Below are 24,687 nucleotides of genomic sequence, written 5' to 3'. Positions count from 1 at the left end.
TAAGAGACAGCTTCAGCACCGCCTGTCCCGCGTCCAGCATCCCTCTGAGCACCCGCCGCACGGCGTCCGGGTAGCGCGCCGCGAAGTCCCCCCGCGCCACCAGCACCGTGGCCACCAGGTGCGGCGCGTCCGCCGTCGTCGCCAGCACCGCCCCACCCCTGTCGCGCGCCGCCAGCTCCACGTCGCCCCACAGCCCCACCACCGCGTCCGCGCGGCCCTCGCGTAGCGCCCGCCCCGCGTCCAGCGTGGACGGCAGGTCCACCCACTTCACGTCCGTCGTCCTCAGCCCCGCCCGAGCCAGCACCCACAGCGCGAAGTAGTGCGTGGAGCTGAACGGGTAGACGCCCACGCGCTTGCCCCGCAGGCTCGCCAGGTCCGTGACGCCCACCGCCGCGAGCGCCTCCTGCCCCCGGCTTCGCCCCACCAGCAGCAACGTGCGGGGCGCGGCGTCCCGCAGGCCCGGCGCCCAGGACGCCAGCCGGTCCACCGACAGGAAGCCCATGTCCACGCCGCCGTTCTCCGCGCCGATGGCCAGGGCCTGCCGCAGCTCCTCCTCCCGGGCGAAGAGCACCGCGCGCGCATCCAGCGCATAGGCCGTCTTCAGCACGCCCTGCGCCGCGCCCGGAGGCGCCGCCGGGTTGTCCAGCGTCGTCGCCCCACCGGCCGCCACCAGCAGGCTCGCCGCCGAGCCGCGCGCCGTGAAGCCGATGAGCACGGGCCGAAGCGGCACCGAGGCCACGTCCGCCACCGGCGCGGACACGCCCGCGGGGAAGTCACCGGGCGACAGCCGCACCGCCTCGCGCACCGAGGGGAAGAAGCGGGCCTGGAGGGTGTCCAGATATCCCATGCGGGACGCGACCACCCAGGCCGCGCCCAGCACACACAGGAACAAGAAGAGGAAGAGACCTGGTCCGCGGTGGAGCTTCATCCGTCAGTGTCCGGGGCTCTTCCCTTCTCCATGCGCCGACACGCTACTCGACGCCGACCTTCTTGCCGATGGTCTTCCCCGTCTGCCCGCTCACGTCGGACACCGGGGCGGGGCTGTCCATCAACCCCATCTCCATCTTGAACTGCTTCACCAGCTCGTTGGCCTGGATCTTCTCGGCCTCTTCCTCAATCTGCGCGGACTGGTGGTCCACCGACTCGAGCGCCATCTGCATGCGCGCCTCGTTCACGGCGGTGCGCTCCTCCACCTTGCGCAGCATCTCGTCGTGCGTCGAGTCGATGCCGGCGACGGTGAAGGACTCCATCGTGTCGGCCACCTTGGCCTGCCACTTGGCGCGCCGCGCGTCACGGATGGCCGTCATGGCCTCCGCCGTCTTGCGGTCCTTCTCCCGCATGAACGCCTTCTTGACGTTCAGCGCCTTCTCGTACGCCAGGCGCGCCGTGTTCAGCTGAGCCTCGTTGCGCTCCAGCGCTTCCTTCTCCACCTGCAGCTTCGTCGCGTACTGCGCCGCCAGGTCGTCGCGACCGGCCTGGATGGCGGCCTTCACCTTGGCCGTCAGCCCGCGCACGTCGTCCTTGTACTTGGCGTTCTCCTTCTCGAGCAGCGTCACGTTCGCCCGAACCATGGCGATGGACTCGTTCATCTTCGGGACCTGGTCGTTCAGGTCACGGATGTTCTGCTCCAGGATGAGCTCCGGATCCTCGATGGAGGAGACGAAGAAGCCCGCGAAGCTGCGCAACGCCCTCTTGAGTCTGTCCCACATATCGCTGGTCTACCTCCGTCCAGACCTACTTGCAGCCACCTTACACGAACTCCGGGGCGAGCAAGCAGCCACATCACCCCTCTGATCAGTGCTACGCGGACTCACCTAAGGCGATTGCCGACCACCCACAAGTCCACCCGCGCTTTCCCGCTCGCAAGCCCCGCGTGAGGCCCCTCGAGCCGCCATCCGGTGGGCTCCCCCGGTGGGGGGACTTGCTCCACGGACGCGAAGCGGGGAAAACCTCCCCCCGCGTGGACCTCGCCCCGGGTTGGACCCATTCCTCCTATGACGAATCGCTGGCGAGGGCGGTGGATGCCCAGCGCCGGAGCGTCCTGGGCACGGGAGCGGCAGTGCGGCTGGTGGGCGCGTCGCTCTTCCTGCTCGTCACCACGACGCTCTGGCTGACGGGCGCAGAGGACTGGACGCCCTACCCGCTGCTGCTCGCGCCCTACGTGGGCGTGGCCGCCGTGCTCTTCGTCGTGAGGCACCGCCCGGAGGCGAGCTGGCTGGGGGTACTGCAGGCCCCGGTGGACGTCGCGCTGGTGTACGGCCTCCAACACCTGGCGCTGCCCATCTCCCCGTTCCCCGCGGGCGTGGCGGGCTTCAGCCTGGGCCTCTTCGCGCTGGTGGTGACGCTCAGCGGCCTCACCCTGCGCCCCACCGTCGTCTACGGCACCGCCGCGCTGTCGTCCGTGGCCCAGGCCGCGCTGATGCGCGAGGCGGGCGTGGGCTGGGGCGCGGTGCTCATCGCCGTCGTCACGCTGATGATGGTGGCGGCGGTGAAGCACTACGGCACCGGGCGGCTGCGCGTGCTCGCCGGCGCCCTCACCCGCGTGGAGGTGGACCGGGCCCTGGAGGCCCGACGCTTCCAGGAGGTGGAGGAGGCGCGGACCCTCATCGCCCGGATGCTCGACGAGGAGCACGAGAAGAACGACGAGCTGCGCGCGCTCCAGCGTGACAAGGAGCTGCTCACCCAGTTCCTTGTCCATGACCTGCGCTCGCCGCTGTCGGCCCTGACGATGACGTTGTCGTGGATGCAGCAGGAGCTGCCCCAGGGGCCCCTCAACGAGTCCGCGAACACGGGACTGGCCGTCACCGCGCGCCTGGACCGCATGATCACCGACTTGATGGACGTGTCCCGGCTGGAGCAGGGGCGGCTGGCGCCGCGCAAGGTGCCGCTCGACGCGCTCCGGCTCCTGGAGGACGTGCGGCGCTCGCTGGAGAGCGTGGCCCGCGCGCGCCGGCTCACCCTGGACATCACCCTCCCCGAGGGGCTGGCCCTCCAGGGCGACGCGGACCTGCTCACGCGCGTGGTGGAGAACCTGGCCAGCAATGCCCTGCGCTACGCGCCCACCGGCGGCAAGGTGCGCCTGGAGGGGGGAGCGGACGCGAGAGGCCCCTGGCTGGCGGTGCGCAACGACGGCCCGCCCATCCCCTCGGACCTGCGCGACAAGCTGTTCGACAAGTACGTGCAGGGCGCCCCGGAGCGCGACAGCCGCCGGGGCTACGGCCTGGGTCTGTACTTCGCGCGGCTGGCCACCGAGGCCCACGGCGGCAGGCTGGCCGTGGAGGACACGCCGGGCTGGCCCACCTCCTTCGTGGTGCGCCTGCCCGCCTGACGTCGCCCGTCAGCCCCGGGCGCGCTGCTTCTTGCGCTTGAGGATGCGCTCCACGTTGGACTTCGCGCTGGAGAGCACCGACGCCGCGTCCAGCGTGGTCAGCACGCCGTCCTTGAGCACCGGCCGCCCGTCGATGAACACGTGCGTGACGTCGCTGGAGCGCGCCGAGTGCACCAGCGGCACCAGCACGTCCTCCGGCGTGGGCCCCGCATGCAGGCCGCTCAGGTCCACGACGGTGATGTCCGCGCGCTTGCCGGACTCGAGCGAGCCCACCTCGTCCTCCAGCCCCAGCGCCCGCGCGCCGTGCAGCGTGGCCATCTCCAGCACGCGCATGGGCGTCATCGCCAGCGGGCCCACGCGCGGGTTGTGCATCACCGCCGCGAGCCGCATCTCGTGGAACAGGTCGAGCGTGTTGTTGCAGGGAGCGCCGTCCGCGCCCAGCGCCACCGACACCCCGGCCTCGAGCAGCTCCGGCACCTTGGCGATGCCCGACGCCAGCTTCAGGTTGGAGCCGGGGCAGTGGCACACCACCGTCTGCGTCTCGCGGAGGAGCTCCTGCTCCTCGGCGGACAGCCACACGCAGTGGGCCAGCGTCACGTGCCGGCCCGTGAGCCCCACCGTGTGGAAGAAGTCGACGTTGTCGCGGCCGCCCGTGTACTGGCGCACCGCCTCCGTCTCCTTGGCGTTCTCGCTCGCGTGCGTGTGGATGCGCACGCCCTTCTCGCGCGACAGCCGGGCCACCTCGCGCAGCAGCTCCGGCGTGCACGACAACACGAAGCGCGGCGCGAAGGCGTAGCGCAGGCGTCCCTCATGCGTGCCGTGCCACTTCTCCAAGAGCGCCAGGCTCTCGGAGAGCGAGTCGGCGGTGGACTCGCGCAGGCCCGCGGGCACGCTGGCGCCCGCGTCCATCATCGCCTTGCCGCCCACCAGCCGGAACCCCGAGTCCCGCGCGGACTCGAAGACCGAGTCGTAGTGGTGCACGCTGCCCATGTCGAGCGCCGCCGTGGAGCCCGAGCGGATGAGCTCCGCGAACGTCAGGTCCGCCGACGCGCGCATGGAGGCCGCGTCATGCGACGCCTCGTACGGCCAGATGCGCTCGCGAAGCCAGTCGAGCAGCTCCAGCCCGTCCGCGCGGCCGCGGAACAGCGTCTGGCAGGCGTGCAGGTGGCCATGGATGAGGCCGGGCAGCACCACCTTGCCCGTCACGTCCACCACGCGCCGCGTGCCCCGGGCCTTCAGGCCCCTGCCCACCTTCGCGACGCGCCCGTCCTGCACGAGCACGTCCGCGCCCACGAGCACCTCGCGCTCGCGGTTCATCGTCACCACGGTACCGCCGGTCAGAAGCAAATCCACGGGTACTCGCGCTCTTTCTAGAGGAAGTCCTTGGTGAAGGCGTGCGGCAGCAGCTCGCCCAGGGTGTAGCGCGCCTCGTCCCCGTTCGGGGAGCGGCTGCGCACGGGCAGGTTCGGCCCCGCGAACTCCGCCATCACCTGTCGGCACATGCCGCACGGGGGCACCGGCGCCGCGGGGTTGGCCACCACGGCCACCGCCACCGGCTGCTTGCGCCCCTGGGCCACGCCCGCGGCCAGGGCGTTGCGCTCGGCGCACACCGTGAGGCCGTAGGTCGCGTTCTCCACGTTGCAGCCGGCCACCACGGAGCCGTCCGCGTAGAGCACCGCCGCCCCCACGGGGAAGCGGGAGTACGGCACGTGCGCCCGCTCGCGCACCCGGGTGGCCTCCTCGTACAGCCGCTCCCAGGCAATCTCGTCCGCCATGTCGCCCTCCTCCAACAAGGTGCCGCGGGTGGACTCAGCCTGGCTCGCCGGCCAGCCGCCGGTCATCCAGGTGGCGGGCGATGGCCAGCTCCGCCTCCACCGGCAGGTCCACGAAGCGCACGTGCGCGGCGGGCCCCTGCGGGCCGTTCGTCACGTGGAGCACCTCGCCTCGGGCCTCGACCTCGTCGGGGAGGATGGGGAGCTGGAAGCGCACCTCCACCTGGGCCCCCGCCTCCAGCCCCGGCCCGTTCCAGGCGCAGCCGCCAATGGACAGGTCGCCCTCACGTGTCTCGAACTCCGCCGAGCTTCCCGCCCGGCGCACCTTCAGGCGCATGGGAATCCGGGGGGAGTCGCGCCGGTCCTCGGCCTTGTCGCTCATCGAGTCGTTCCTCTCGGCCATCGCCGTTCCAGTCCTGCCACTCATGCCCGCGTCACCGTCGGGAGCGCCCGCGGGACGGCCCGCCTCCGGAGACACCCTCTCCGGAAGGTGCGCATCCACACCCGCTCCGCTCGCATGACAGCTGGCATCCGTTGAAGTCCCGCCGGGGCAGCCCCCGGCACGCGGCGCGCTCGAGGACACGTCACGGGCCCGCCCGGCCGCGCCAGGGAAAGCCCCGTGGGGAGGTCGAAGCCCGGGTGTGGCTTCTTCTCCCAGGCCCCCCGGCGAACGGCCCTCAGCGCGTCCGTCACGTGTTCCTGATGCACCATCTGCCGCCCATCATACGCTTGCCCACCCGCCGGGGAGGCGCCGATTTTCATGGGTGACGCGGGTTTGCCCCAAGAATGTCTTGTACCGGGAGTGAGGCGCCTTGCGCCCCGCGTCGAAGCCCGGGCCCACTCAGGGAGGGACACCCTGGCCCCGGGAGTCCCACCACTCCTCGCCGTAGCTGATGCAGATCTGCTCTCCGGGGTGGATGTCCCGGAGGGCGTAGAAGGTGAAGAGGTCCCGGTCCACCGCGCGGTAGTAGGCGGCGCTGGGCTCCTTGGCGTGGTTGTAGAGCATGCCGTAGCCCAGCACGAGCGCGACCCAGTCCCCCGCGGGCTGCTGCTCGCGCTCGCCCCAGCGAATCTGGAAGACGTAGTCGTCGAGCGGCGGGTGCCGGGTGTGCTTCTGCAGCACCTTGAGGTAGCGGCACTCCTCGATGAGCTCGCCGGCCTTGATGAAGTCGTCGGTGAAGACGCCGTAGCCCCACTCGCAGGGCCGGACCTTCACACCCGGATGCAGATACAGCGCTTCGCCCGTGTTCATGCGCCCCTGCCGTTGGCGCGCGCGAAGATGCCTCTTTCCGAGGCCGAGGTGAAGACCGGAGCGAGGCTCAGGTCGGCCACGCCAACAGCGACGTCCGGGCCACGCGCCGCAGCGACTCGCGGCTGGCCCCGGTGGCGGCCTGCACGGCCATCCCCTGCGTGACGGTGGTGAAGTAGCGCGCCAGGTCCGCGCAGTCGACGTGCGCGGGGACGTCACCCTCGCGTTGGCCCTGCTCCAGCCGCTCGCGCAGGGCCTGCTCCCCCGCCGCGCGCCGGGCCGCCAGCTCCCCCTGGATGGGCGCCGCGTCCGCCCCGCTCACCAGCGCGCCCTGCACCGTGATGCAGCCCTTGGGCTCGCGGGGCAGCGTCTGCGCGTCCGCCAGCCCCAGGAGCAGGTGCTCCACGGCCTCCCTGGCCGTGGGCTTCGCGAAGGCGTCGCGGTAGAGGCACAGGTGGCGCTCGACGTAGCGGTCCAGCGCCTTGCGGAACAGGGACTCCTTGTTGCCGAACGCCGCATAGAGACTGGGCCGGTTGATGCCGAGCGCCTCCGTCAGGTCCGACAGCGAGGTGCCCTCGTAGCCCTGCCGCCAGAACAGCCGCAGCGCACGGTCCAACGCCTCATCCACGTCGAAACCCCGGGGACGCCCCACCGGGGCGGCTGCCGTCCTTGGTTTCATACCGTTCGATACTAATCCCCTTGACCCGGACCGGCCAGCGCCGCATATCTGTACCGGCCGGTACGAATCCAACGCGTGCGGCTCGCGTGTCCCGCGCGTAGCGCGCCCGGCGTGCGTCCAATTCAGTACCGATTGGTACACAACCCCATTGAAGGGATGACGAACATGTCGAAGAAGCTCGCAGGCAAGGTGGCGCTGGTGACGGGGGGTTCGCGGGGCATCGGCGCGGCGGCGGCTCGGGCGCTCGCGCGGGAGGGAGCGGACGTGGCCATCAGCTACGTGGCGTCGGCGGAGAAGGCGCGGGCGCTGGTGCGGGAGCTGGAGTCCGAGGGGGTGCGGGCGGCGGCCTTCCAGGCGGACCAGGCGGTGGCGGAGGAGGCTGCGAAGCTCATCCCGGCCGTCGCCGAGCGCTTCGGGCGGCTGGACATCCTGGTGAACAACGCGGGCGTGGCGACTCAGAGTCCCATCGACAACGCTCAGCAGGACGTGGCGGTGCTGGACCGGCAGCACCGGGTCAACGTCACCGGCGTCATCGCGGCCATCCGCGAGGCGGCGAAGGTGATGGGCGAGGGAGGGCGCATCATCACCGTGGGCTCGAGCATCACGGGCCGCGTCGGCATGCCGGGCATGGCGGACTACACGGCGACGAAGGCGGCGGTGGTGGGCTACACCAAGGGCGTGGCGCGGGACCTGGGCGCGCGCGGTATCACCGTCAACGTGGTGCAGCCGGGCTTCACGGACACGGACATGTCCGCGGGGCTGGAGCCGCACAAGCCCGCCATCAACGCGACCATCCCCCTGGGGCGCTTCGGCCGTCCCGAGGAGGTCGCCGAGAGCATCGTGTTCCTCGCCGGACCGGGCGCTTCCTACATCACCGGCGCCGTGCTCGACGTCGACGGCGGCCAGGGCGCGTAGGCACGGCGGAGTGACGAGCCTCCGTGGCGCGAGCGGTCCGAAGATGGACCGCTCGGCCCGGGCGACCTACTCCACGCGCTCGCGAACCAGCGGGCGCGGCGCGGGAGCGGCATCGCCGAAGCGATAGGCCGCGAGCAGCCGCGCCTTGACGCCCTCGACGGGCGCCTCGTCGTTGAAGTGCACGCGCACCACGGGCTCGCCCTTCTTCACCGCCTCGCCCGTCTTCTTCAGCAGCGTGAAGCCCACGGCCGGGTCGATCTTGCTGTCCACCCGCTGCCGGCCCGCGCCGAGCGCCACGCCCGCCAGGCCCACGCCCTCCGTGTCGATGCCCGTCACGAAGCCATCCCGCGGCGCCACCACGTCCACCGTGGCGCGCGCCTGCGGCAAGAGCGAGTAGTCGTCGATGGAGCGCGGGTCTCCGCCCTGCGACTGGACGATCTCCTTCAACTTCCGGATGGCGCTGCCATCCTCCACCGACTTGCGCAGCTTCTCGCGCGCCTCGTCCACGGTGGCGGCCTTCTTGCCCAACACCAGCATCTCCGCCGTCAGCGCGTAGGTGATCTCGGTGTAGTCCTCCGGCGCCTCGCCGCGGAGCATGTCCACCGCCTCCATCACCTCCAGCGCGTTGCCCACCTTGCGGCCCAGGGGCTGGTCCATGTCCGTCAGGAGCGCCACCACCTTGCGCCCCATCTCCGCGCCCAGGCCAATCATCGTCTTCGCCAGCGTGCGGGCATCCTCGTCGCGCTTCATGAACGCGCCGCTGCCCACCTTCACGTCCAGCACCAGCGCGTCGATGCCCTCCGCCAGCTTCTTGCTCATGATGGACGAGGCAATCAGCGGGATGCAGTCCACCGTCGCCGTCACATCACGCAGCGCGTAGAGCTTCTTGTCCGCGGGCGCCACCTGCGCCGTCTGGCCAATCAGGCAGCAGCCCACCTCGCGCACCAGCCGGCGGTACTCGGCCGTGGACAGGTTCACATTGAAGCCCGGGATGGACTCCAGCTTGTCCAGCGTCCCGCCCGTGTGGCCCAGGCCCCGGCCCGAAATCATCGGCACCGGCACCCCGCACGCGGCCGCCAGGGGCGCCAGGCTGAGCGACACCTTGTCCCCCACGCCGCCCGTCGAGTGCTTGTCCACCTTCACAGCCGGGGTGTCGGACAGGTCCAGCACCTCGCCCGAATTCAGCATGGCCCGAGCCCAGGCCCCCAGCTCCCGGGAGTCCAGCCCCCGGAAGAAGACGGCCATGCACATGGCCGCCATCTGGTAGTCCGCCACCGTTCCCGCCGTATACGCCTGGATGAACGCGGCGATGTCCGCCGGCTCCAGCCGGCCTCCATCCCGCTTCGCCTTGATGAGCTCGTAGGGTTGCACGGGGACTGCCCATACCAGGAACGAGGCCCCCCATGCACTTCCGCGAAAGGCGCCGCCGCATCTGGTAGATAGCCAGCCATGATGCTTCGCCTCCAGGTCCTCGCCCTCACGGCCCTCCTGTGCGCCTGTACCAAGTCCAAGGAGGAGTCGCCCCCCGCGGGCGCTCCCGCCACCTCCCAGCAGGCGGCGAAGAAGCCCCTCCCCGTCGGCCTCGTCATCGACGTGGGCGGCCGGGGTGACCATTCCTTCAACGACGCCGCCCTGCGCGGCCTGGAGCTATGGGCCGCCGGCAAGCGCTACGAGGGCGGCAAGTACGTGGACGCGGCCCCGGACGAGGTGAGCAAGTCGCTGCCCGCTCACCTGTCCTCCATCGCCGCCACCCTGAAGCCGCTGCCCATCCAGCCCGTGGTCCTCCAGAGCAAGGCCCAGGAGGACTACATCCCCAACCTCCAGCTGCTCGTGGACCGGGGCTCGCAGCTGACCATCGGCAACGGCTACCTGCTGGCCAACGCCGTGCGCACCTCCGCCCAGGAGAACCCGAAGGCGCGCTTCCTGCTCATCGACAGCCAGGTGCTCGACTCGCAGGGCAAGGCGCTGAAGCTGCCCAACGTGCGCACCGTCCTCTTCAAGGAGCACGAGGGCAGCTTCCTCGTGGGCGCGCTGGCGGGGCTGGTGACGAAGACGAACAAGGTGGGCTTCGTGGGCGGCATCGAGGTGCCCCTCATCCAGCGCTTCGAGGTGGGCTACCGCGCGGGCGTGAAGACGACGAAGCCCGAGGCCGCCCAGGCCCTGATGTCCGTCTACACCGGCAGCTTCAACGACATGGCCGCCGGCAAGCAGGTGGCCCAGGACCTCATCGCCAAGGGCGCGGACGTCATCTTCCACGCGGCCGGCTCGGACGGCATCGGCGTCATCCAGGCGGTGAAGGAGGCGCGGGCGGCGGGCAAGAACGTCTATGCCATCGGCGTGGACTCGGACCAGTCGCACGTGGCGCCGGAGGCCATCCTCACCTCCATGCTGAAGCACACGGACCTGGTCGTGTACCAGACGGCCAAGGACCTGGTGGACGACAAGTTCACCGCCAGCGAGCAGGTGCTGGGCATCAAGGAGAACGGCGTGGCCATGGCCGAGGTGCGGGTGGACTTCCCGGGCAAGGCGGAGGCGCTCCAGAAGGTGGAGGCCTTGCGCCAGCGCATCATCTCCGGCGACATCCAGGTGCCTTCCGTCCCGGCGGACCTCGCCTCCTTCCAGGCCGCCGCGCCCTGATCTCCCTCCGGCACATCCAGAAGCGGTTCGGCGCCGTCACGGCGCTGGACGACGTGTCGCTCGACATCCGCGAGAAGGAGCTGCTCGCCGTCGTGGGCGAGAACGGCGCGGGCAAGTCCAGCCTGATGAACGTCCTCTACGGGCTCTATCACCCGGACTCGGGTGAGGTGTCCGTGGAGGGCGCGCCCGTGCGCCTCAAGAGCCCGCGCGACGCCATCGACCGGGGCATCGGCATGGTGCACCAGCACTTCATGCTCGTGCCCACGCTGACGGTGGCGGAGAACGTGGTGCTGGGCCGCGAGCCCACGCGCCGGGGCCTGTTCGATTACGAGCGCGCCGTGGCGGAGGTGTCCGAGACGTGCGCGCGCTTCGGCTTCGCGCTGGACGCGCGGGCCCGGGTGGACACGCTCACCGTCGGCTCGCAGCAGAAGGTGGAGATCGTCAAGGCGCTGCACCGGGGCGCGCGCGTGCTCATCCTCGACGAGCCCACCGCCGTGCTCACGCCCCAGGAGTCCGAGGAGCTGGCGCGCGTGATGCGCGGCCTCGTCGAGCAGGGGCACTCCGTGGTGCTCATCAGCCACAAGCTGAAGGAAGTGCTCGGCGTGGCGGACCGCATCGCCGTGATGCGCCGGGGCCGGCTGGTCTCCGAGGTGCGCCCGGCGGACACCTCCGCGAGCGCGCTCGCCGCCCTCATGGTGGGTGACGCCGCGCGCGCCGCGCCGACAGAGGCGAGCACCCAGGCCCCCCAGACGCCCTCCGCGGGCGAGGTGCTGCTCGAGGTGTCGGGGCTGCAGGCCCAGGGCGACAACGGCCGGCCCGCGCTCCGGGGCGTGGACCTCACGGTGCGCGCGGGTGAAATCGTCGGCATCGCGGGCGTGGACGGCAACGGACAGCGCGAGCTGGCGGAGGTGCTCACGGGCCTGCGTCCCTTGACGTCGGGCACCGGGACGCTGCTCGGAGGGACGCTGGCGCACCTGACGCCCGCCCAGGCGCGCGAGCGCGGCGTGGGCCACGTGCCCGAGGACCGGCTGCGCCGCGCGGTGGTGAAGGCGCTCAGCGTGGAAGAGAACATCGCGCTGGGCCGGCACAACCGGCCGCCCTTCGCCAAGGGGCCGTGGATCGACTTCGACGGACGCCGCGCGCGGTCCACGGAGCTGCTCGCCGCCTACGACGTGCGCCCGCCCGAGCCGACGCTGCCGCTGCAGGCCCTGTCCGGAGGCAACCAGCAGAAGGTGGTGGTGGCGCGCGAGCTGGATGCGCGGCCCCGCTTGCTGGTGGTGGTGCAGCCCACGCGCGGCCTGGACATCGGCGCGGTGGCCCAGGTGCACGCGAGGCTTCGCGAGGCCCGGGCCCAGGGCACCGGCGTGGTGCTGGTGTCGCTGGATTTGGAAGAGGTGCTGGCGCTGGCGGACCGCGTCTACGTGCTCTTCGAGGGGCGCGTGACGGGCCAGTTCACCCGGCCCGAGTACGACGAGCAGGAGCTGGGACGTCGCATGCTGGGAGCGGAGCCGGGCCATGGGTGAGCGCACGCGGCAGGCCCTGCCGTCAGTGCTGTCGGTGTTGTTGTCGCTGGGGGTGTGCTGGCTGCTCATCGCCTTCACGCGTGACGAGGGCGGCCTCGCCACGGCCACCGCGGCGTACCTCCAGATGCTCTGGGGCGGCGTGGGCGACTGGCCCCGGTTCCTCTTCGAGGACGCGCCGGCCACCGTGCTCACGCGTCCGCTGGGCGAGGCGGCCATGAAGGCCGCGCTGCTCACCTTCACCGGGCTGTCGGTGGCGGTGGCCTTCAAGGTGGGCCTGTTCAACATCGGCGCACAGGGGCAGATGCTGCTGGGCGCGCTCGCGGCCGCGGTGGTGGGCGCGCACGTGGCGCTGCCCAGCGTGCTGCACATCCCCGCGGCGCTCGTGGGCGCGGCGCTGGCCGGAGCCGCGTGGGCGGGCATCGCCGCCCTGCTGCGGCTCTACCGGGGCGTGCACGAGGTCATCTCCACCATCATGCTCAACTGGGTGGCGCTGCGGCTGGTCGACAACTGGCTCGTCGTGGGCCCACTGCGCGGCACCGCGGAGGCCGGCGCCTCCATCACCGGCACCGCCGAAATCCACCCCACCGCGGCGCTGCCGCGCCTGCTGGGTGACGCCTCGCGACTGAACCTGGGCTTCGTGCTGGCCACCCTCGCCGCGGTGGCGGTGTGGGCGTGGCTGACGCGCACGCGCTCGGGCTTCGAGACGCGCGCGGTGGGACTGGGCGACGAGGCCGCGCGCGCCGCCGGCATCCCCGTGGCGCGACGGGCGGGGCTCGCCATGGCGCTGGCCGGCGCGCTGTCGGGCCTGGCCGGCGCGGTGCTGGTGCTGGGCACCGAGGGCCGCTACCCGGGCACGCTCGGCGCGCCCTACGGCTTCGACGGCATCGCCATCGCGCTCATCGGCAACAACCATCCGCTGGGCGTGGGCGCCGCGGCGCTGTTCTTCGGCGTGTTGCGCGCGGGCGGCACGCGCATGCAGCTGCTCGATGTGCACAAGAGCTTCCCCGAGCTCATCCAGGGCCTCGCGCTGCTCTTCGTCGCGGGCCGCCTCATCTGGCTGGCCGTGCTGCGCCGGCGCGCCGCGCCCGCCCCCGTCGCCTCGCCCGCCGCGCCCACCGCGCAGGTGCCCCATGCTTGAGGTCCTCCATCGGCTGCTGTTCGCCACGCTGGACGCCGCCCCGGCGCTCGTCTTCGCCGCGCTGGGCGCGGTGCTCTCCGAGCGCGCGGGCGTGGTGGCCGTCGGCGTCGAGGGCATGATGCGCGTGGGCGCCTTCTGCGCCGCCGTGGCCGCGCTCGTCATGCCCACGCCCCTGGCCGTCGTCATGGGCATGCTCGCGGGCGCGGGGCTCGCGGCGGTGCATGGCTTCCTGTGCATCCGCTGGCGCTCGGACCAGGTGGTGTCCGGCATCGCCCTCAACCTGGTGGCCCTGGCCGGCGGCACCTTCCTCCTGGAGACGCACTTCGGCCCCAACGGCACGCCCTCCATCCAACAGCTCTCCACGTGGGAGCTGCCGGGGCTGTCCTCGGTGCCCGTGCTGGGCGCGCTCTCCGGTCACGCCGCGCCCACGTACCTGGCGCTGCTCTTGCCCGTGCTCCTGCAGCTCGTCCTGACGCGCACGCCGCTGGGCCTGCGCCTGCGCGCCGTGGGCGACAAACCCCACGCGGTCGCGACACTGGGCCTGTCCGTCCCCGCGCTCAGGTGGGGCGCGGTGCTGGGCGGCGGACTGTTCGCGGGCCTGGGCGGCGCGGTGCTCTCCACCACGGTGCTGGACCGCTTCGAGCAGCACACCCCCGCGGGCCTGGGCTTCATGGCCCTGGCCGCCATGGTCTTCGGACGCTGGACGCCACTGGGCGCCTTCCTCGCCGCCGCCTTCTTCGCCTTCGGCAACGCGCTCCGGATCGGCCTCGCTTCCAGCGCCCCGGGCCTCCTGGATGTCGTGCCCCAGGGCGTCCTGCTCGCCCTCCCCTACGTCCTCACCCTCGTGGTCCTCACGCTCCAGGGACAGCGAAACAGCACCCCCGCCGCACTCGGCGTCCCATACGAGCAGGAGTCCCGCTGAGCCTCGAATACCCAGTCGGTGTCTTTCCACACCCGGGTATGAAATGATTCTTGGTCATAGGTGACACCCGGGTGTCGGGTGGCCAACGTCGGCTCCTTCGGGCAATGGAGGAAGCCGACACTCCAACCCCCTGCTGTTACTGGGGTGACCTCCGGGTTTCTCCGGGATTGAGACACAGAGCGTCGACGCACGGTCCGGCACGCGACTGGCATGTAGCCCAGGTGTCGGGCCGCGCCGGGATGGAGGAGGCCACCGGGGGGAGGTTTCATCCATTCAGACGCAAGGTTCGTAGGGACTCCTTGTGAACCCCGGGCCCGGTCGGCCCGGTCAACACGGCGGGGGTGGGTGATGCTGGAGACGACGGGAACGACCGAGACGTATCGCCCCCGCGTATTGGCGGTGGACGTGGAGTCAGAGGGCATGGAGCGGCTGTGCTCCATCCTGGCCCCGGCGGGCTATGACGTGCTGCCGGCGGGCGGGGCACAAGCCCATCAGCCCGCGGACCTGGTGCTCCTGGACGTGGAGCGGCCGGGGACGGACGGGCTCGCGGCCTATCGCCGGCTCCAGGCGGAGCTGGGCGGGCCTCCGGTGCCGGTGCTGATGCTGACGCGGCGGGCGGACCGCCAGACGCGGCGTCAGGTGCTGGAGGCCGGGGTGGATGATCTGCTCACCACCGAGCCGTTGGATCCGCTGGAGCTGAAGGTCCGCGTGCACACGCTCCTGGAGCTCAAGGCGCACCGCGAGCGCGGTGGCCAGCGGGCCGAGGAGCTGCTGGACCCGCGCACCCGCTGGGTGGAGATGGAGCGGCTGGCGCGCGTGGGCACGCTGGCGGCGGACGTGGCGCAGAACCTGGGCCACATCGGCGAGGGCCTCCAGCGGGCGCTGGGGCACGTGCGAGAGCGCGCGGTGCAGGGCCTGCCGCCGGACGCCGAGGAGCTCAAGAAGCTGGGCGTGGCGGGCGAGCAGATGCGGCTGTACGGCCAGCACCTGCTGTCGCTGGGCCCCACCAACCCCAAGGACATCCAGCGCTTCGACCTGCGGGAGCTGGTCCCCGCGGTGGTGGAGCGCCTGCGGGACAACGGCCGGCTGCTCACCGCCGAGGTGACGGTGGTGCTGCCGGAGGACCCCATCGCGGTGGTGTTCAACCGCCGTCAGCTGGAGCAGGTGCTGGTGGAGCTGCTCGCCAACGCGGCCGAGGCGGTGGAGTGCGTGATGGACCGCCCGCGCCGCATCCACGTGGGCGTGGAGATGCCAGACATGTTCGGCGACTTCGGCCCGCGCCTCTTCGTGAAGGACACGGGCATCGGCATCTTCGAGGACGAGCTGCAGGCCGTCTTCGAGCCCTACTACACGACGAAGCCGCCGGAGAAGGGCGCCGGCCTGGGCCTCACCGTGGCGCGCGCCCTGGTGGAGTCCATGGGCGGCAAGCTCACGGTGCAGAGCCGGGTCAACCTGGGCAGCACCTTCACGGTGGAGCTGCCCGAGCAGACGTCCTCCTGGTAGCCGCGCCTAGAAGCGGTAGGCGATGCCGAAGAGGGCCTCCATGGCGAACTCGCTCTCGTCCCAGTCGGGGATGAGGGCGGGCCCCATGCGCAGGTTGAAGGAGGCGGCCAGCTTGCTGTCGATGAAGTACTCCAGGCCGCCGCCCACCAGGATGGGGATGACGGGGCCGATGCTCCGGCCGAAGTACACGTGGAAGGGCATGTCCAGGCCCACGTTCACCATCAGCGCGCTGCTGACGGGGATGCCCACCACGAAGGCCACCGGCAGCGCCAGGCCCACGTCCGTGTCGCCGTCATCGAAGTAGAAGAGCGGCCCGGGCTGGAAGGTGAGCGCGAAGGACACGCTGTTCGCCTTCGCCAGCTCCACGCGCAGCCAGCCCTGCAGCTTGATGCCGGGAGAGGTGTGGCGCACCCAGCCCTCACGGCCCCAGTTGAAGCTGAACTTGCCGCCGATATCGACCTTCTCCGACGTGCCGTGGAGCACGCCCAGGGTGAGGCCCGGCCAGCCAATCTGCCCCGAGAAGGCCGTGTTGCCCCGCCCCAGCGTGTCGGCGGCGAGGATGGACCAGCCCTGCCCACGCGCCAGCGCGGTGCCAGGAAGGGCCAGGAGACAAGCAAGGAGGAGTCCAGGGACGAGGCGCTTCACACGATGCCTTTCGGTGAGGGGCCACGGCGACCGCGCGCGGCCAGGGGTGTGGAGTTGAGGAGTGATTCAGGACTCAGGTGGGTTGGCCCCGCTCACGGGCCAGGGCCACGAAGGCGTCGATGAAGGCGGTCAGCCGGGACTCGGCGCGCGCGCGGGCCTGGGCCAGGGGCTCGCCCGCGGCGGGCGTCTCCTTGCGCTCGAAGTAGTATTTGATTTTGGGCTCGGTGCCGGACGGACGCAGGGTGACGCGGCCGCCGCCCTCCAGCTCCAGCGCGAGCACATTGGACGGAGGCAGGCCGTTGACGCCGCGCTGGTAGTCGAGCACCGCGCGCACCGCCTCGCCACCGATGTGCGAGGGAGGCCGGGCGCGGAACGCGTCCATGATGCCGCGGATGGCCTGCGCGCCGGCCGCGCCCGGCAGCGTGACGTTGCGCTGGGCGCCGACGTAGAGGCCGTGCTTGCGCTGAATCTCCTCCAGGTACCCGAGCACCGTGGTGCCCCGGGCCTCGCACCACGCGGCCAGGTCCGCCATGACAAGCGCCGCGCCGACGCCGTCCTTGTCGCGCGTCACGGTGCCGGCGGTGTAGCCGAGCGCCTCCTCGTAGCCGAAGACGAACTGCGTGCCCTCGGCCTGCTCGCGCTCCAGCGCGCGGTTGGCGATCCACTTGAAGCCCGTGAGCACCTCGTCATAGGCCGCGTCCAGCGAGCGGGCGATGTCGCCCAGCTGCGTGGAGGAGACGATGGTGGTGACGACATGCGCGCGCGCGCGCTTGGTTCCCTGCGTCAGGAGGTAATGCCCCAGCAGCACGCCCACCTCGTTGCCGGTGAGCATGCGCAGGCCGCCCGTGGGCTCGCGCGCCATGACGGCCAGCCGGTCCGCGTCCGGGTCATTGGCGAGCACCAGGTCCGCCTTCACGCGCTCGGCGGTGGCGCGCGACAGGTCCATGGCGCCGGGCTCCTCCGGGTTGGGGAAGCGCACCGTGGGGAAGCGCCCGTCCGGCTGCTGCTGCTCGGCCACCGGGGTGAAGCGCGGGAAGCCCGCGTCGCGCAGGGCCCGCTCCGCCCAGACGCCGCCCACGCCGTGCATCGCCGTGTAGACGATGGACAGCGTCGACGAGCCCTTCTTGTGCACGCGCAGGCCCAGGATGGCGCGCAGGTACTCATCCCCCAGCGAGTCCGGCAGGTCGCGCCACAGGCCCTGCTTGCGCGCGGCGTCCGGCGTGAGCAGCGGCACCCGGTTGGCGGGCTCCACCTTCGCGATGGCCGCGGCGATGCCCGTGTCGTGCGGGGGGATGATTTGAGCGCCGTTGCCCCAGTACACCTTGTAACCGTTGTACTCGGGTGGATTGTGGCTGGCCGTCACCATGATGGCGGCCGCGGCGTTGAGGTTCAGGCACGCGTACGCGGTGAGCGGCGTGGGCACGGGCTCGGGGAAGACGTGCGCGGGGATGCCCTCGGCGGCGAGCACCGCGGCGGTGTCCTCGGCCAGCTCCGCGCTCAAGCGGCGCGCGTCCCGCCCCACCACCACGCCCCGGGTGGCGACGTCCGGCACCTGCGCCTTGAGGTAGCGCGCCAGGCCCGCGGTGGTGCGGCGCACCACGGCGCGGTTCATCCGGTTGGGACCGGCGCCCAGCACGCCGCGCAGGCCCGCGGTGCCGAACTCCAGGTCCCCCACGAAGCGGTCCGCCAGCTCCGCCTCGTCATTCGCGGCGAGCAGCCGCGCCAGCTCCTCGGCGGTGGTGGGGTCCGGGTCCGCCAGGCGCCACGCCTCCGCCCGCTCTCTCAATCCGCTGTCGCTCATGGAGCCTCGTTGCCTCGTGTCTCGAAAGAGGGCGCACGCGACGTCGTGCCCGGGCGCCTGTGGGGTTTCAGGAGTAGTCGGTGAGCTTGCGGCGGGTGGCGCGGCCCTTGGGGCCGTCCTTGCCGCCCTGGCACGTGACGCACAGCTCGGCGTAGGGCATGGCCCTGAGACGGCCGAGCGGAATCTCGTCACCGCACTCCTCGCAGTCCCCGAAGGAGTCCGGCTCGTCGCGCAGCTTGCCCAGCGCCTTGAGCACGCGGGCCAGCACGCCGTCCATGTTCCGGTTCCGGTTGGAGGCGATGGCCTGCATCATCTCGTTGAGGGGCTGCTCGTCCTCGTCGCCGCCGATGCGCGCATCGTCGGTGCGGTTGGGCTCTATCTTCGCCGGCACCTTCTCCGTCAGCTCGGAGTGCAGCGCCAGCAGCAGGGCCTTGAGCTCGTCTCGCTGTTTCGCGTTCATCGAGGACCCGCCGGTTCAGTACTTCGCGGTGGAGACCTGCCCGTTGACGATGGCCACCGACGCGGATGCACCCAGTCGGTTGGCGCCCGCGCGCAGCATCTTCAGCGCGTCCTCGGAGGAGCGGATGCCGCCGGAGGCCTTCACGCCCACGTCGTCGCCCACCGTCAGCCGCATCAGCGCCACGTCCTCCACCGTCGCCCCGCCCGAGCCGAAGCCCGTGGAGGTCTTCACGAAGGCGGCGCCCGCGGACTTCGACAGCAGGCAGCCGAAGACCTTCTCCTCGTCCGTGAGTAGCGACGTCTCGAGGATGACCTTCACCGGCACCGGACGGCACGCGTCCACCACCGCGCGGATGTCCTGGAACACGAGCGCATGGTCGCGCGCCTTGAGCGCGCCGACGTTGAGCACCATGTCGATTTCGCGCGCGCCGGCGCGGATGGCCTCGCGCGCCTCGAAGGCCTTGGCCGAGGAGAGGCTGGCGCCCAGGGGGAAGCCCACCACGGCGATGGGCACCGTCTTCGAACCGGCGAGCACCTTCGCCGCGGTGGCCACCTGCGCGCTGTTCACGCACACGGTGGCGAAGCCGTGCTCACGCGCCTCGCGGGCCACCTTCGCCACGTCCTCGGCGCGGGCCTCGGGCTTGAGCAGCGTGTGGTCGATGTACGGCGCCAGGTCCGCGGCCGAGCGGATGGAGGCCGGGTCCACGCGGGCCGTGGCGGGCGGAGCGAGGTCGACAGGGAACTCGCCGGGCGAGTCCTCCCGGGTGGCCGTCCACGAGGACACGTGGCGGCGGACCTGGTCGGCGAGTTCCTCGACGAACTTGGAGAGGTCCTTGGAGTCGGACATGGCGGCCCCTTAGCCCACTTCGAGGTCCTCGGGAAGCGCTCGGGAGAGTCGTTCGTTTCCCGCTCACACCTGACGTGCCGAGGGTGGGAACGTGGCGGTAGAGTCCCGCTCGTGATGTCCCGTCTCCGCTGGTTCCGTCTCCTCGCCCTCCTGCTCGCCGCGCTGCCGGGTCTCGCCGCGGGCCTGCCCTCTCCCTTCACCGCGACGTCCGACAGGCCGCTGACGGTCCACTTCCTCGACGTGGGCCAGGGCGACGCGGCCCTCGTCATCTCGCCCACGGGCAAGACGGTGCTCATCGACGGCGGCCCGCCCGAGGCGCGCGAGCGGCTCAACAAGCGGCTGCGTGAGCTGGTGAACGGCCCGCTGGACCTGGTCATCCTCACGCACCCACACCTGGACCACCTGGGTGGGCTCGCGCAGACCTTGCGCACGATGGGGGCCCGGCGGTTCATGGACCCCGGCTTCGACCACCCCAGCGAGGCATACCGCGACCTGCTGGAGGTCGTCGGGGACACGGTGGGCCAGGTGATGAACCCCGAGCCGAGCCCCTCGTCCCCCAACGGGCTGCTCACCATCGGCCTGGGCGAGGGCGTCTCGCTCACCGTGCTCTGGCCGCGCGCGCCCAAGGAGCCCTTCCTCGTCGGGACGCGCTCGGACGCGAACTCCAACTCCATCGTCGCGAAGCTGACGTATGGGCGGACGGCGTTCCTGCTCGTCGGCGACGCGGAGCCGGACACGGAGGGCCTGCTGCTCAAGAAGGGGCTGGACCTGAGCACCACCGTGCTGAAGGTGGCGCACCACGGAGGCCGTCACTCCTCCACGGCCGCGTTCCTCGCCGCCGCGAAGCCCCAGGCCGCCGTCATCTCCTGCGGGGCGAAGAACGACTACGGCCACCCCGCACCGGAGACGCTGGAGCGCCTGGGCGCGGTGGGCGCGCACGTGCTGCGCACGGACCGGGACGGCGAGGTGGTGGCCGCCAGCGACGGCCACACCGTCACGCTGCGCACGCACGGAGGCGACGGCGCCATGGTGGTGGTGTCGGGCGGCCAGGGGCTCGCTCCCTCCGTCCCCGTCCAGGTGCCGCCCCCGGCGCCCGAGACGAAACGTCCGGGGGCCGGTGCGCGACAATCCCGCGACGACACGGGTGGGGCCTCGTCCCGAGGCGGCTCCGAGGGCCAGGAGCGCTACATCGGCCTCAAGGGCAGCAAGGTATTCCACCGCGAGACGTGCTCCACCCTGAAGCGTTCCAAGTCGGAGCGCACCGTGTACCCGAACCGCGAAGCCGCCCTGCGCGAGCGTCGCCCCTCCGAGGATTGCCATCCATGAGTTCGCGCCTACTCGCCCTGCTGGGCACCCTGCTCGTCCTGGGGGCCTGCAAGGAGCCCGCGCCGGACCCCGCCGCCCGAGCCCCGGAGGCCCGGCGCTACTTCGGCGCGGCCCCGGACGGGAAGCTGCGCGTCTACTTCTTCGACGTGGGCCAGGGGGACGCGGCGCTCATCGTGGCGCCCAACGGCACCACGGTGCTGGTGGACTCGGGGCCTGAGAGCGCCTCCCGGCACCTGGTGAACCGCCTGCCGGAGCTGCTCACCAAGCCCCTGGACCTGGTGGTCCTCACGCATCCCCACGTGGACCACCACGGCGCGCTGGACGCGGTGCTGCGCCGGGTGGGGGCTCGCCAGCTGATGGAGCCGCAGCTGCCCACCGCGCCGCCGGACTACGACGCGCTGCTCACGAAGCTCGGCGAGCGCCGGGTCCAGGTCGTCTCCCCCGCGCCGCCCACGTCCACGCCCAACGCGCCCCAGCGCCTCAACCTGGGGGACGGCGTGTCGCTGACCATCCTGTGGCCGCGCGCGCCCAGCGAGCCGCTGCTGGACGCGCCCTCGGCCGCGCTGGAGGTCAACTCCATCGTCATGCGCCTGTCGTACGGCGAGACGTCGGTGCTGTTCACCGGTGATGCGCTGGCGCAGACGGAGGAGTACCTGCTCGCGCGCGAAGTGCCAGTGCAGTCCACCCTGCTCAAGGTGGGGGCGCACGGGCTCGACACCGCCACCACGGCGGCGTTCCTCACGCGCGTGGGGGCTCGCGCCGCCGTCATCTCCGTGGGCGCGGGCAATGCGTTCAAGGCGCCGGCGCCCGCCACGCTGGAGCGCCTCAAGGCCGCGCACCTGGAGGTGTTCCGCACCGACGAGCACGGCGAGGTGCAGGTGGTCAGCGACGGCAAGTCGTTGGTCATCTCTCCGCAGCGGCTCAAGCAGGGCACGCCCAGCGACATGCGCTACACGCTGGTGGGCCAGGGCCCCACGCCGCTCCCGGACTTCTGGGCCGGCAAGCCCCTGGTCGAGAAGAAGCCCGTCGTCGAGGAGGTGCCCGTCGAGCCGGTGAAGACGACCGAGGCTCCAGCGGCTCCGCCCAAGGAGGAGCGCAACAACAAGAAGTACAAGGGGCCGTACCACGCGAGCCGCAAGCGCGACAAATTCCACATCCCCGACTGCGACGGCGCGCGGAAGATCCACGCCGAGAACCTCATCATCTACAAGACGCGCGAGGAGGCCATTCGTGAGCGGCGGCCCGCGCAGGACTGCAACCCGTGAAGAAGAAACCCACCCAGTCGCGGGCCACGCTGGACCGCATCGAGGATGAAGTCGCCGTGCTCGTCGTGGACGGGCGCGAGGTGACCAGGCCCCTCGCCTCGCTCCCCGAGGGCGCGCGTGAAGGCGACGTCATCCACCTGGAGACGATGACGGTGGACCCGGAGGCCACCGAGGCGCTGCGCGAGGAGGTGCGCGCGGCGCGCGAGCGGGCGAAGAAGGGCAAGACGCCGCCACCGGGCGACTTCGACCTCTGAGCGGGGCGTGGCGCGCTGGGCCTCGGCATCACCGAGGTCCACCCTCCAGCGAGCGCCGGAGCCTCACGCGCGAGGCGCCGCTCGCAGGTGGCCTCCCCAGCGTCGCTGCCGAGCAGCCCTCTCCAGGGTCGCTTCGGAGGGCGACGGGCCCGGCGGAGACCTCAGGTGACGGCTTCGTGCCGCTCGGTGACCCCCTGGTACTGATAGGCGCCGCCGTCATACGGAGTGACGGCGTCGTCGGCCTTCTTGGTGCAAGCCGCGGCGGTGGGGTCGAAGGCCTGGTACTGCCCCTTGTCGTCCTTGAACTCCACCCACGCATGGTCGCCCTGGGCCGTCTTGCCGAAGACCACGCGCGCATCCACGCCGGCCTTCTCGAAGCGCTGCTCGGCCTCGATGGCCATGTCCACGCAGACCCCGGACTTGCTCGCATCGAAGTTGCTGGCGTTCTTCATGGCGGCGTCCCACGTCTTGCCGCCCGAGTAGTCGTACTTCCAGGACGTGGCCTCCTTCGCGATGTCCTGGGCCACCGCGTCCGCGCTCTTGCCCGCGGATGGACGCTTCGCGTCCTGCGCCGGCGCGGGAGGCGGCGGGGTCCGCGTGGACTGGGCCTTGGACGGCTCGAAGCTGTCGCGGCTCCAGTTCTGCTGGAAGCTCCGCGACTCGGTGGGCTTCGGACACGGGCCCTTCCCACCGTCGCCCTTCAGCAGGGACTCCTTCGTCAGGCCCAGCTTCTTCAGCAGCGCGGCGAACTCCTGGGGCTGCTTCGCGGAGTCCACCGTCTTCACCGCCGAGCCATCCGGGTTGACGACCTTCACCACGACACTTTGCGGAGCCTGAGCGGCCTCGGGCAGGCGCTTCGCACAGGAGGGGGAGGTCGGACGCGACAGGGAGGAGATCGCCATGGGACAGGGCCTCTCGGAGCCAAGGGGATGCCCGTCCCCTAAGCACCGCGTGTGCCAGTCCCCGTGCGACCTGGTATGGGCGCCAAGCTCCCGTACTTCCTGGGCCCATGGACAGGCCCTCGTCCGTGGAGGCCCGCGTTGCTGGTGACAGCCGTTGGCGGAGTGATGTCCGGAGGCATCACCCCGCGCGCTCGTCACCGGCCTTGGCCAGGAGTACGCGCACCCAAGGGGTGAGGACGCCCGTGCTCCCGTTCGACGACCGCGGCTCGAAGCCCGTGGCCTCCTCCGACACGAGGAGGCCACCCGGGCCGAGCCCGACGCGCTACCGGCCGGAGAGGACCAGCGGAATCTCCAGCTCGATGTCCTCGCCGGAGAAGCTGGAGAACGTCATCCGCCGGGCGCGCTCACGGATGCACGAACCCACCGCGTTCGCGTTGCCGTTGAGCTCCTTGCGGTCGAACTTCGCCTCCTTCACCGCGCCGGACGTGCCCACCGTCGCCGTGAGCGTCGCCTTGCCGCCCTTGTAGGACGGGTTGCGCTTGAGCTCCTGCTCCACGCAGTCCCGGAACGAGGTCTGCGCCTGCTCCACCACGCGCTCCACCTCCTCGTCCGACGGCCCGCCGACGTCCTCCGAGTCCGCCGCGGCGACCTCCGCGCCCTCGCGAACCTCCGGGGCGACGTCCTTCTTCTCCGCGTCGTTGTAGACAGCCTGCACCTGCTCCTGCGTCGGAGCCGCCGCCCCTTCCGCGCCCGGCTTGAGCTCGGCGGCCTTCGGCTCCGCCGCCTTGGGCTCGGCGGGGACCGGCGCGCCCTGAGGCGGCGCCTTCGGAACCGGAGCCACGGGTGGCGGAGTGTTGCCCAACAGCTTGTCGCGCAGCGCGCCCACACCCGCGCCGGTGAAGACGGACTGCTCCACCGCCTGCCCCTGCGCATCCACCGTGGTGACCTTCAGCGGCATCACCCCGAGCGCCTCCGACAACACGTAGGCGACGACCAGCGGCAGCAGGAGCACCAGCAGCACGACGGCGACGTACTTCATCGGCGAGTTGCGCCGCGTCACGCCCGCCTTCTTGGCCACCTGGCGCGTGTTCTCGCGAGGATCACGCTTCGCGGGCGCCTGGGTCTCCTCGCCCCCCTCCTCGCCCTGCGAGTCGTCGTACGGATTGCCGCCCTGAGCCTCGTCCTGCTCCCCACCCTTCTCGGGGAGGTCCAGGTCGGAGAACAGCTCGTTGAGCGGCGCGGCGGTGGCGGCCGGCGCGGCGCCCTTGCGACCGGCGGGCTGCGGCTGGTTCCGGGGGTCCGGCTCGCCGAAGTACGTCGTGTCCGGATCCTCCTCCGGCACCCACTGGCGCGCCGACTGAGGCTCCTCCGGCTCGGGCTGCTGGAAGGCCTGCGGCTCCGGCTCCTGAGGGAACTGGGGCTCCGGCTCGGAGAAGACCGGATGCTGCGGCTCCGGCTCGCGGCGAGCGGGCGCGGGCTTCGCGGCGGCGCGCGCGGGCGGCTCCGCCACGGGGGGCGGCGG

General features: G+C 71.7%; 24 protein-coding genes. 10 read left to right on the top strand and 14 right to left on the bottom strand.

Annotated elements, in window-relative coordinates:
• Both FL311_RS23630 and FL311_RS23625 read right to left on the bottom strand, forming a co-directional pair.
• Nucleotides 1-928: ABC transporter substrate-binding protein (locus FL311_RS23630; protein ID WP_141328149.1), on the bottom strand; the 928-nt coding region annotated here is incomplete at its 3' end.
• Nucleotides 929-971: 43 nt separating this feature from the next.
• Nucleotides 972-1,709, bottom strand: a complete 738-nt coding sequence (locus FL311_RS23625; protein ID WP_141328147.1) for a PspA/IM30 family protein — start codon at nt 1,707-1,709, stop codon at nt 972-974.
• Nucleotides 1,710-1,960: 251 nt separating this feature from the next.
• On the opposite strand from FL311_RS23625, the gene FL311_RS23620 reads away from it, so the two are divergent.
• Entirely contained in the window at nt 1,961-3,328 is a 1,368-nt protein-coding gene (locus FL311_RS23620; RefSeq protein ID WP_141328145.1) for a sensor histidine kinase KdpD, read from the top strand.
• Nucleotides 3,329-3,337: 9 nt separating this feature from the next.
• Here the strand turns inward: FL311_RS23620 and FL311_RS23615 are convergent, their stop codons facing one another.
• From FL311_RS23615 to FL311_RS23595, 5 genes are all read right to left on the bottom strand, one after another.
• Nucleotides 3,338-4,681, bottom strand: a complete 1,344-nt coding sequence (locus FL311_RS23615; RefSeq protein ID WP_141328143.1) for a 5'-deoxyadenosine deaminase — start codon at nt 4,679-4,681, stop codon at nt 3,338-3,340.
• Nucleotides 4,682-4,698: 17 nt separating this feature from the next.
• The gene (locus tag FL311_RS23610) at nt 4,699-5,103 is read right to left on the bottom strand and encodes a cytidine deaminase (protein WP_141328141.1); all 405 of its coding nucleotides are present in this window, start codon (nt 5,101-5,103) and stop codon (nt 4,699-4,701) included.
• 34 nt (nt 5,104-5,137) lie between these two features.
• On the bottom strand, nt 5,138-5,503 hold the full coding sequence (locus FL311_RS23605; RefSeq protein ID WP_141328140.1) for a PilZ domain-containing protein: 366 nt from the start codon (nt 5,501-5,503) through the stop codon (nt 5,138-5,140).
• Nucleotides 5,504-5,941: 438 nt separating this feature from the next.
• Entirely contained in the window at nt 5,942-6,352 is a 411-nt protein-coding gene (locus tag FL311_RS23600; RefSeq protein WP_141328138.1) for an SET domain-containing protein-lysine N-methyltransferase, read from the bottom strand.
• A gap of 67 nt (nt 6,353-6,419) precedes the next feature.
• On the bottom strand, nt 6,420-6,965 hold the full coding sequence (locus FL311_RS23595) for a TetR/AcrR family transcriptional regulator (RefSeq protein ID WP_223781784.1): 546 nt from the start codon (nt 6,963-6,965) through the stop codon (nt 6,420-6,422).
• A 228-nt stretch (nt 6,966-7,193) separates the two neighbouring features.
• Between FL311_RS23595 and FL311_RS23590 the strand changes: the two genes are divergently transcribed.
• Complete coding sequence (locus FL311_RS23590) at nt 7,194-7,943, top strand: SDR family NAD(P)-dependent oxidoreductase (RefSeq protein ID WP_141328134.1); 750 nt, start codon at nt 7,194-7,196, stop codon at nt 7,941-7,943.
• 66 nt (nt 7,944-8,009) lie between these two features.
• Here the strand turns inward: FL311_RS23590 and FL311_RS23585 are convergent, their stop codons facing one another.
• On the bottom strand, nt 8,010-9,314 hold the full coding sequence (locus FL311_RS23585; protein ID WP_141328132.1) for a thymidine phosphorylase: 1,305 nt from the start codon (nt 9,312-9,314) through the stop codon (nt 8,010-8,012).
• A gap of 78 nt (nt 9,315-9,392) precedes the next feature.
• Here FL311_RS23585 and FL311_RS23580 point away from each other — a divergent pair, with 78 nt between their 5' ends.
• From FL311_RS23580 to FL311_RS23560, 5 genes are all read left to right on the top strand, one after another.
• Nucleotides 9,393-10,580: a BMP family protein gene (locus tag FL311_RS23580; RefSeq protein ID WP_141328130.1), complete on the top strand. Its 1,188-nt coding sequence runs from the start codon at nt 9,393-9,395 to the stop codon at nt 10,578-10,580.
• 53 nt (nt 10,581-10,633) lie between these two features.
• Nucleotides 10,634-12,103 (top strand): ABC transporter ATP-binding protein, encoded by a 1,470-nt coding sequence (locus tag FL311_RS23575; protein WP_141328128.1) that lies wholly within the window; start codon nt 10,634-10,636, stop codon nt 12,101-12,103.
• Nucleotides 12,096-13,241 (top strand): ABC transporter permease, encoded by a 1,146-nt coding sequence (locus tag FL311_RS23570; RefSeq protein ID WP_141328126.1) that lies wholly within the window; start codon nt 12,096-12,098, stop codon nt 13,239-13,241. Before FL311_RS23575 ends, FL311_RS23570 begins: the two co-directional genes overlap by 8 nt.
• Entirely contained in the window at nt 13,234-14,163 is a 930-nt protein-coding gene (locus FL311_RS23565; protein WP_141328124.1) for an ABC transporter permease, read from the top strand. Before FL311_RS23570 ends, FL311_RS23565 begins: the two co-directional genes overlap by 8 nt.
• Nucleotides 14,164-14,511: 348 nt before the next feature.
• Entirely contained in the window at nt 14,512-15,666 is a 1,155-nt protein-coding gene (locus tag FL311_RS23560; protein ID WP_141328122.1) for a sensor histidine kinase, read from the top strand.
• A gap of 6 nt (nt 15,667-15,672) precedes the next feature.
• Here FL311_RS23560 and FL311_RS23555 read toward each other — a convergent pair whose 3' ends face one another.
• The 4 genes from FL311_RS23555 to deoC all read right to left on the bottom strand — a co-directional run bounded on the left by FL311_RS23555 (nt 15,673) and on the right by deoC (nt 19,418).
• Entirely contained in the window at nt 15,673-16,311 is a 639-nt protein-coding gene (locus FL311_RS23555; protein ID WP_194869342.1) for a hypothetical protein, read from the bottom strand.
• A 73-nt stretch (nt 16,312-16,384) separates the two neighbouring features.
• A complete protein-coding gene (locus FL311_RS23550; protein WP_141328118.1) occupies nt 16,385-18,112 on the bottom strand; it encodes a phospho-sugar mutase in 1,728 nt (575 codons plus the stop codon).
• A gap of 67 nt (nt 18,113-18,179) precedes the next feature.
• A complete protein-coding gene (locus FL311_RS23545; protein ID WP_046715601.1) occupies nt 18,180-18,572 on the bottom strand; it encodes a TraR/DksA family transcriptional regulator in 393 nt (130 codons plus the stop codon).
• 15 nt (nt 18,573-18,587) lie between these two features.
• The gene (gene deoC / locus FL311_RS23540; RefSeq protein ID WP_141328116.1) at nt 18,588-19,418 is read right to left on the bottom strand and encodes a deoxyribose-phosphate aldolase; all 831 of its coding nucleotides are present in this window, start codon (nt 19,416-19,418) and stop codon (nt 18,588-18,590) included.
• A gap of 114 nt (nt 19,419-19,532) precedes the next feature.
• Here deoC and FL311_RS23535 point away from each other — a divergent pair, with 114 nt between their 5' ends.
• From FL311_RS23535 to FL311_RS23525, 3 genes are read left to right on the top strand one after another with little or no spacing between them, the layout of a single operon-like run.
• The gene (locus FL311_RS23535) at nt 19,533-20,744 is read left to right on the top strand and encodes a ComEC/Rec2 family competence protein (RefSeq protein ID WP_141328151.1); all 1,212 of its coding nucleotides are present in this window, start codon (nt 19,533-19,535) and stop codon (nt 20,742-20,744) included.
• Nucleotides 20,741-22,009, top strand: coding sequence for a ComEC/Rec2 family competence protein (locus FL311_RS23530; RefSeq protein WP_141328114.1), 1,269 nt, complete (start codon nt 20,741-20,743; stop codon nt 22,007-22,009). Before FL311_RS23535 ends, FL311_RS23530 begins: the two co-directional genes overlap by 4 nt.
• The gene (locus tag FL311_RS23525) at nt 22,006-22,263 is read left to right on the top strand and encodes a DUF3006 domain-containing protein (RefSeq protein WP_141328112.1); all 258 of its coding nucleotides are present in this window, start codon (nt 22,006-22,008) and stop codon (nt 22,261-22,263) included. The genes FL311_RS23530 and FL311_RS23525 overlap by 4 nt, the downstream gene beginning before the upstream one ends.
• A gap of 161 nt (nt 22,264-22,424) precedes the next feature.
• Here the strand turns inward: FL311_RS23525 and FL311_RS23520 are convergent, their stop codons facing one another.
• Nucleotides 22,425-23,165, bottom strand: coding sequence for a transglutaminase-like domain-containing protein (locus FL311_RS23520; RefSeq protein ID WP_141328110.1), 741 nt, complete (start codon nt 23,163-23,165; stop codon nt 22,425-22,427).
• A gap of 322 nt (nt 23,166-23,487) precedes the next feature.
• A partial coding sequence (locus tag FL311_RS23515) for an AgmX/PglI C-terminal domain-containing protein (protein ID WP_141328108.1) occupies nt 23,488-24,687 on the bottom strand: 1,200 nt, incomplete at its 5' end.

The organism is Myxococcus sp. AB025B (assembly GCF_006518215.1).
GTDB classification, from domain to species: Bacteria; Myxococcota; Myxococcia; order Myxococcales; family Myxococcaceae; genus Myxococcus; species Myxococcus fulvus.
Note: the sequence above shows the minus strand (reverse complement) of the source record. Positions and strands in the feature narration are given on the sequence as shown.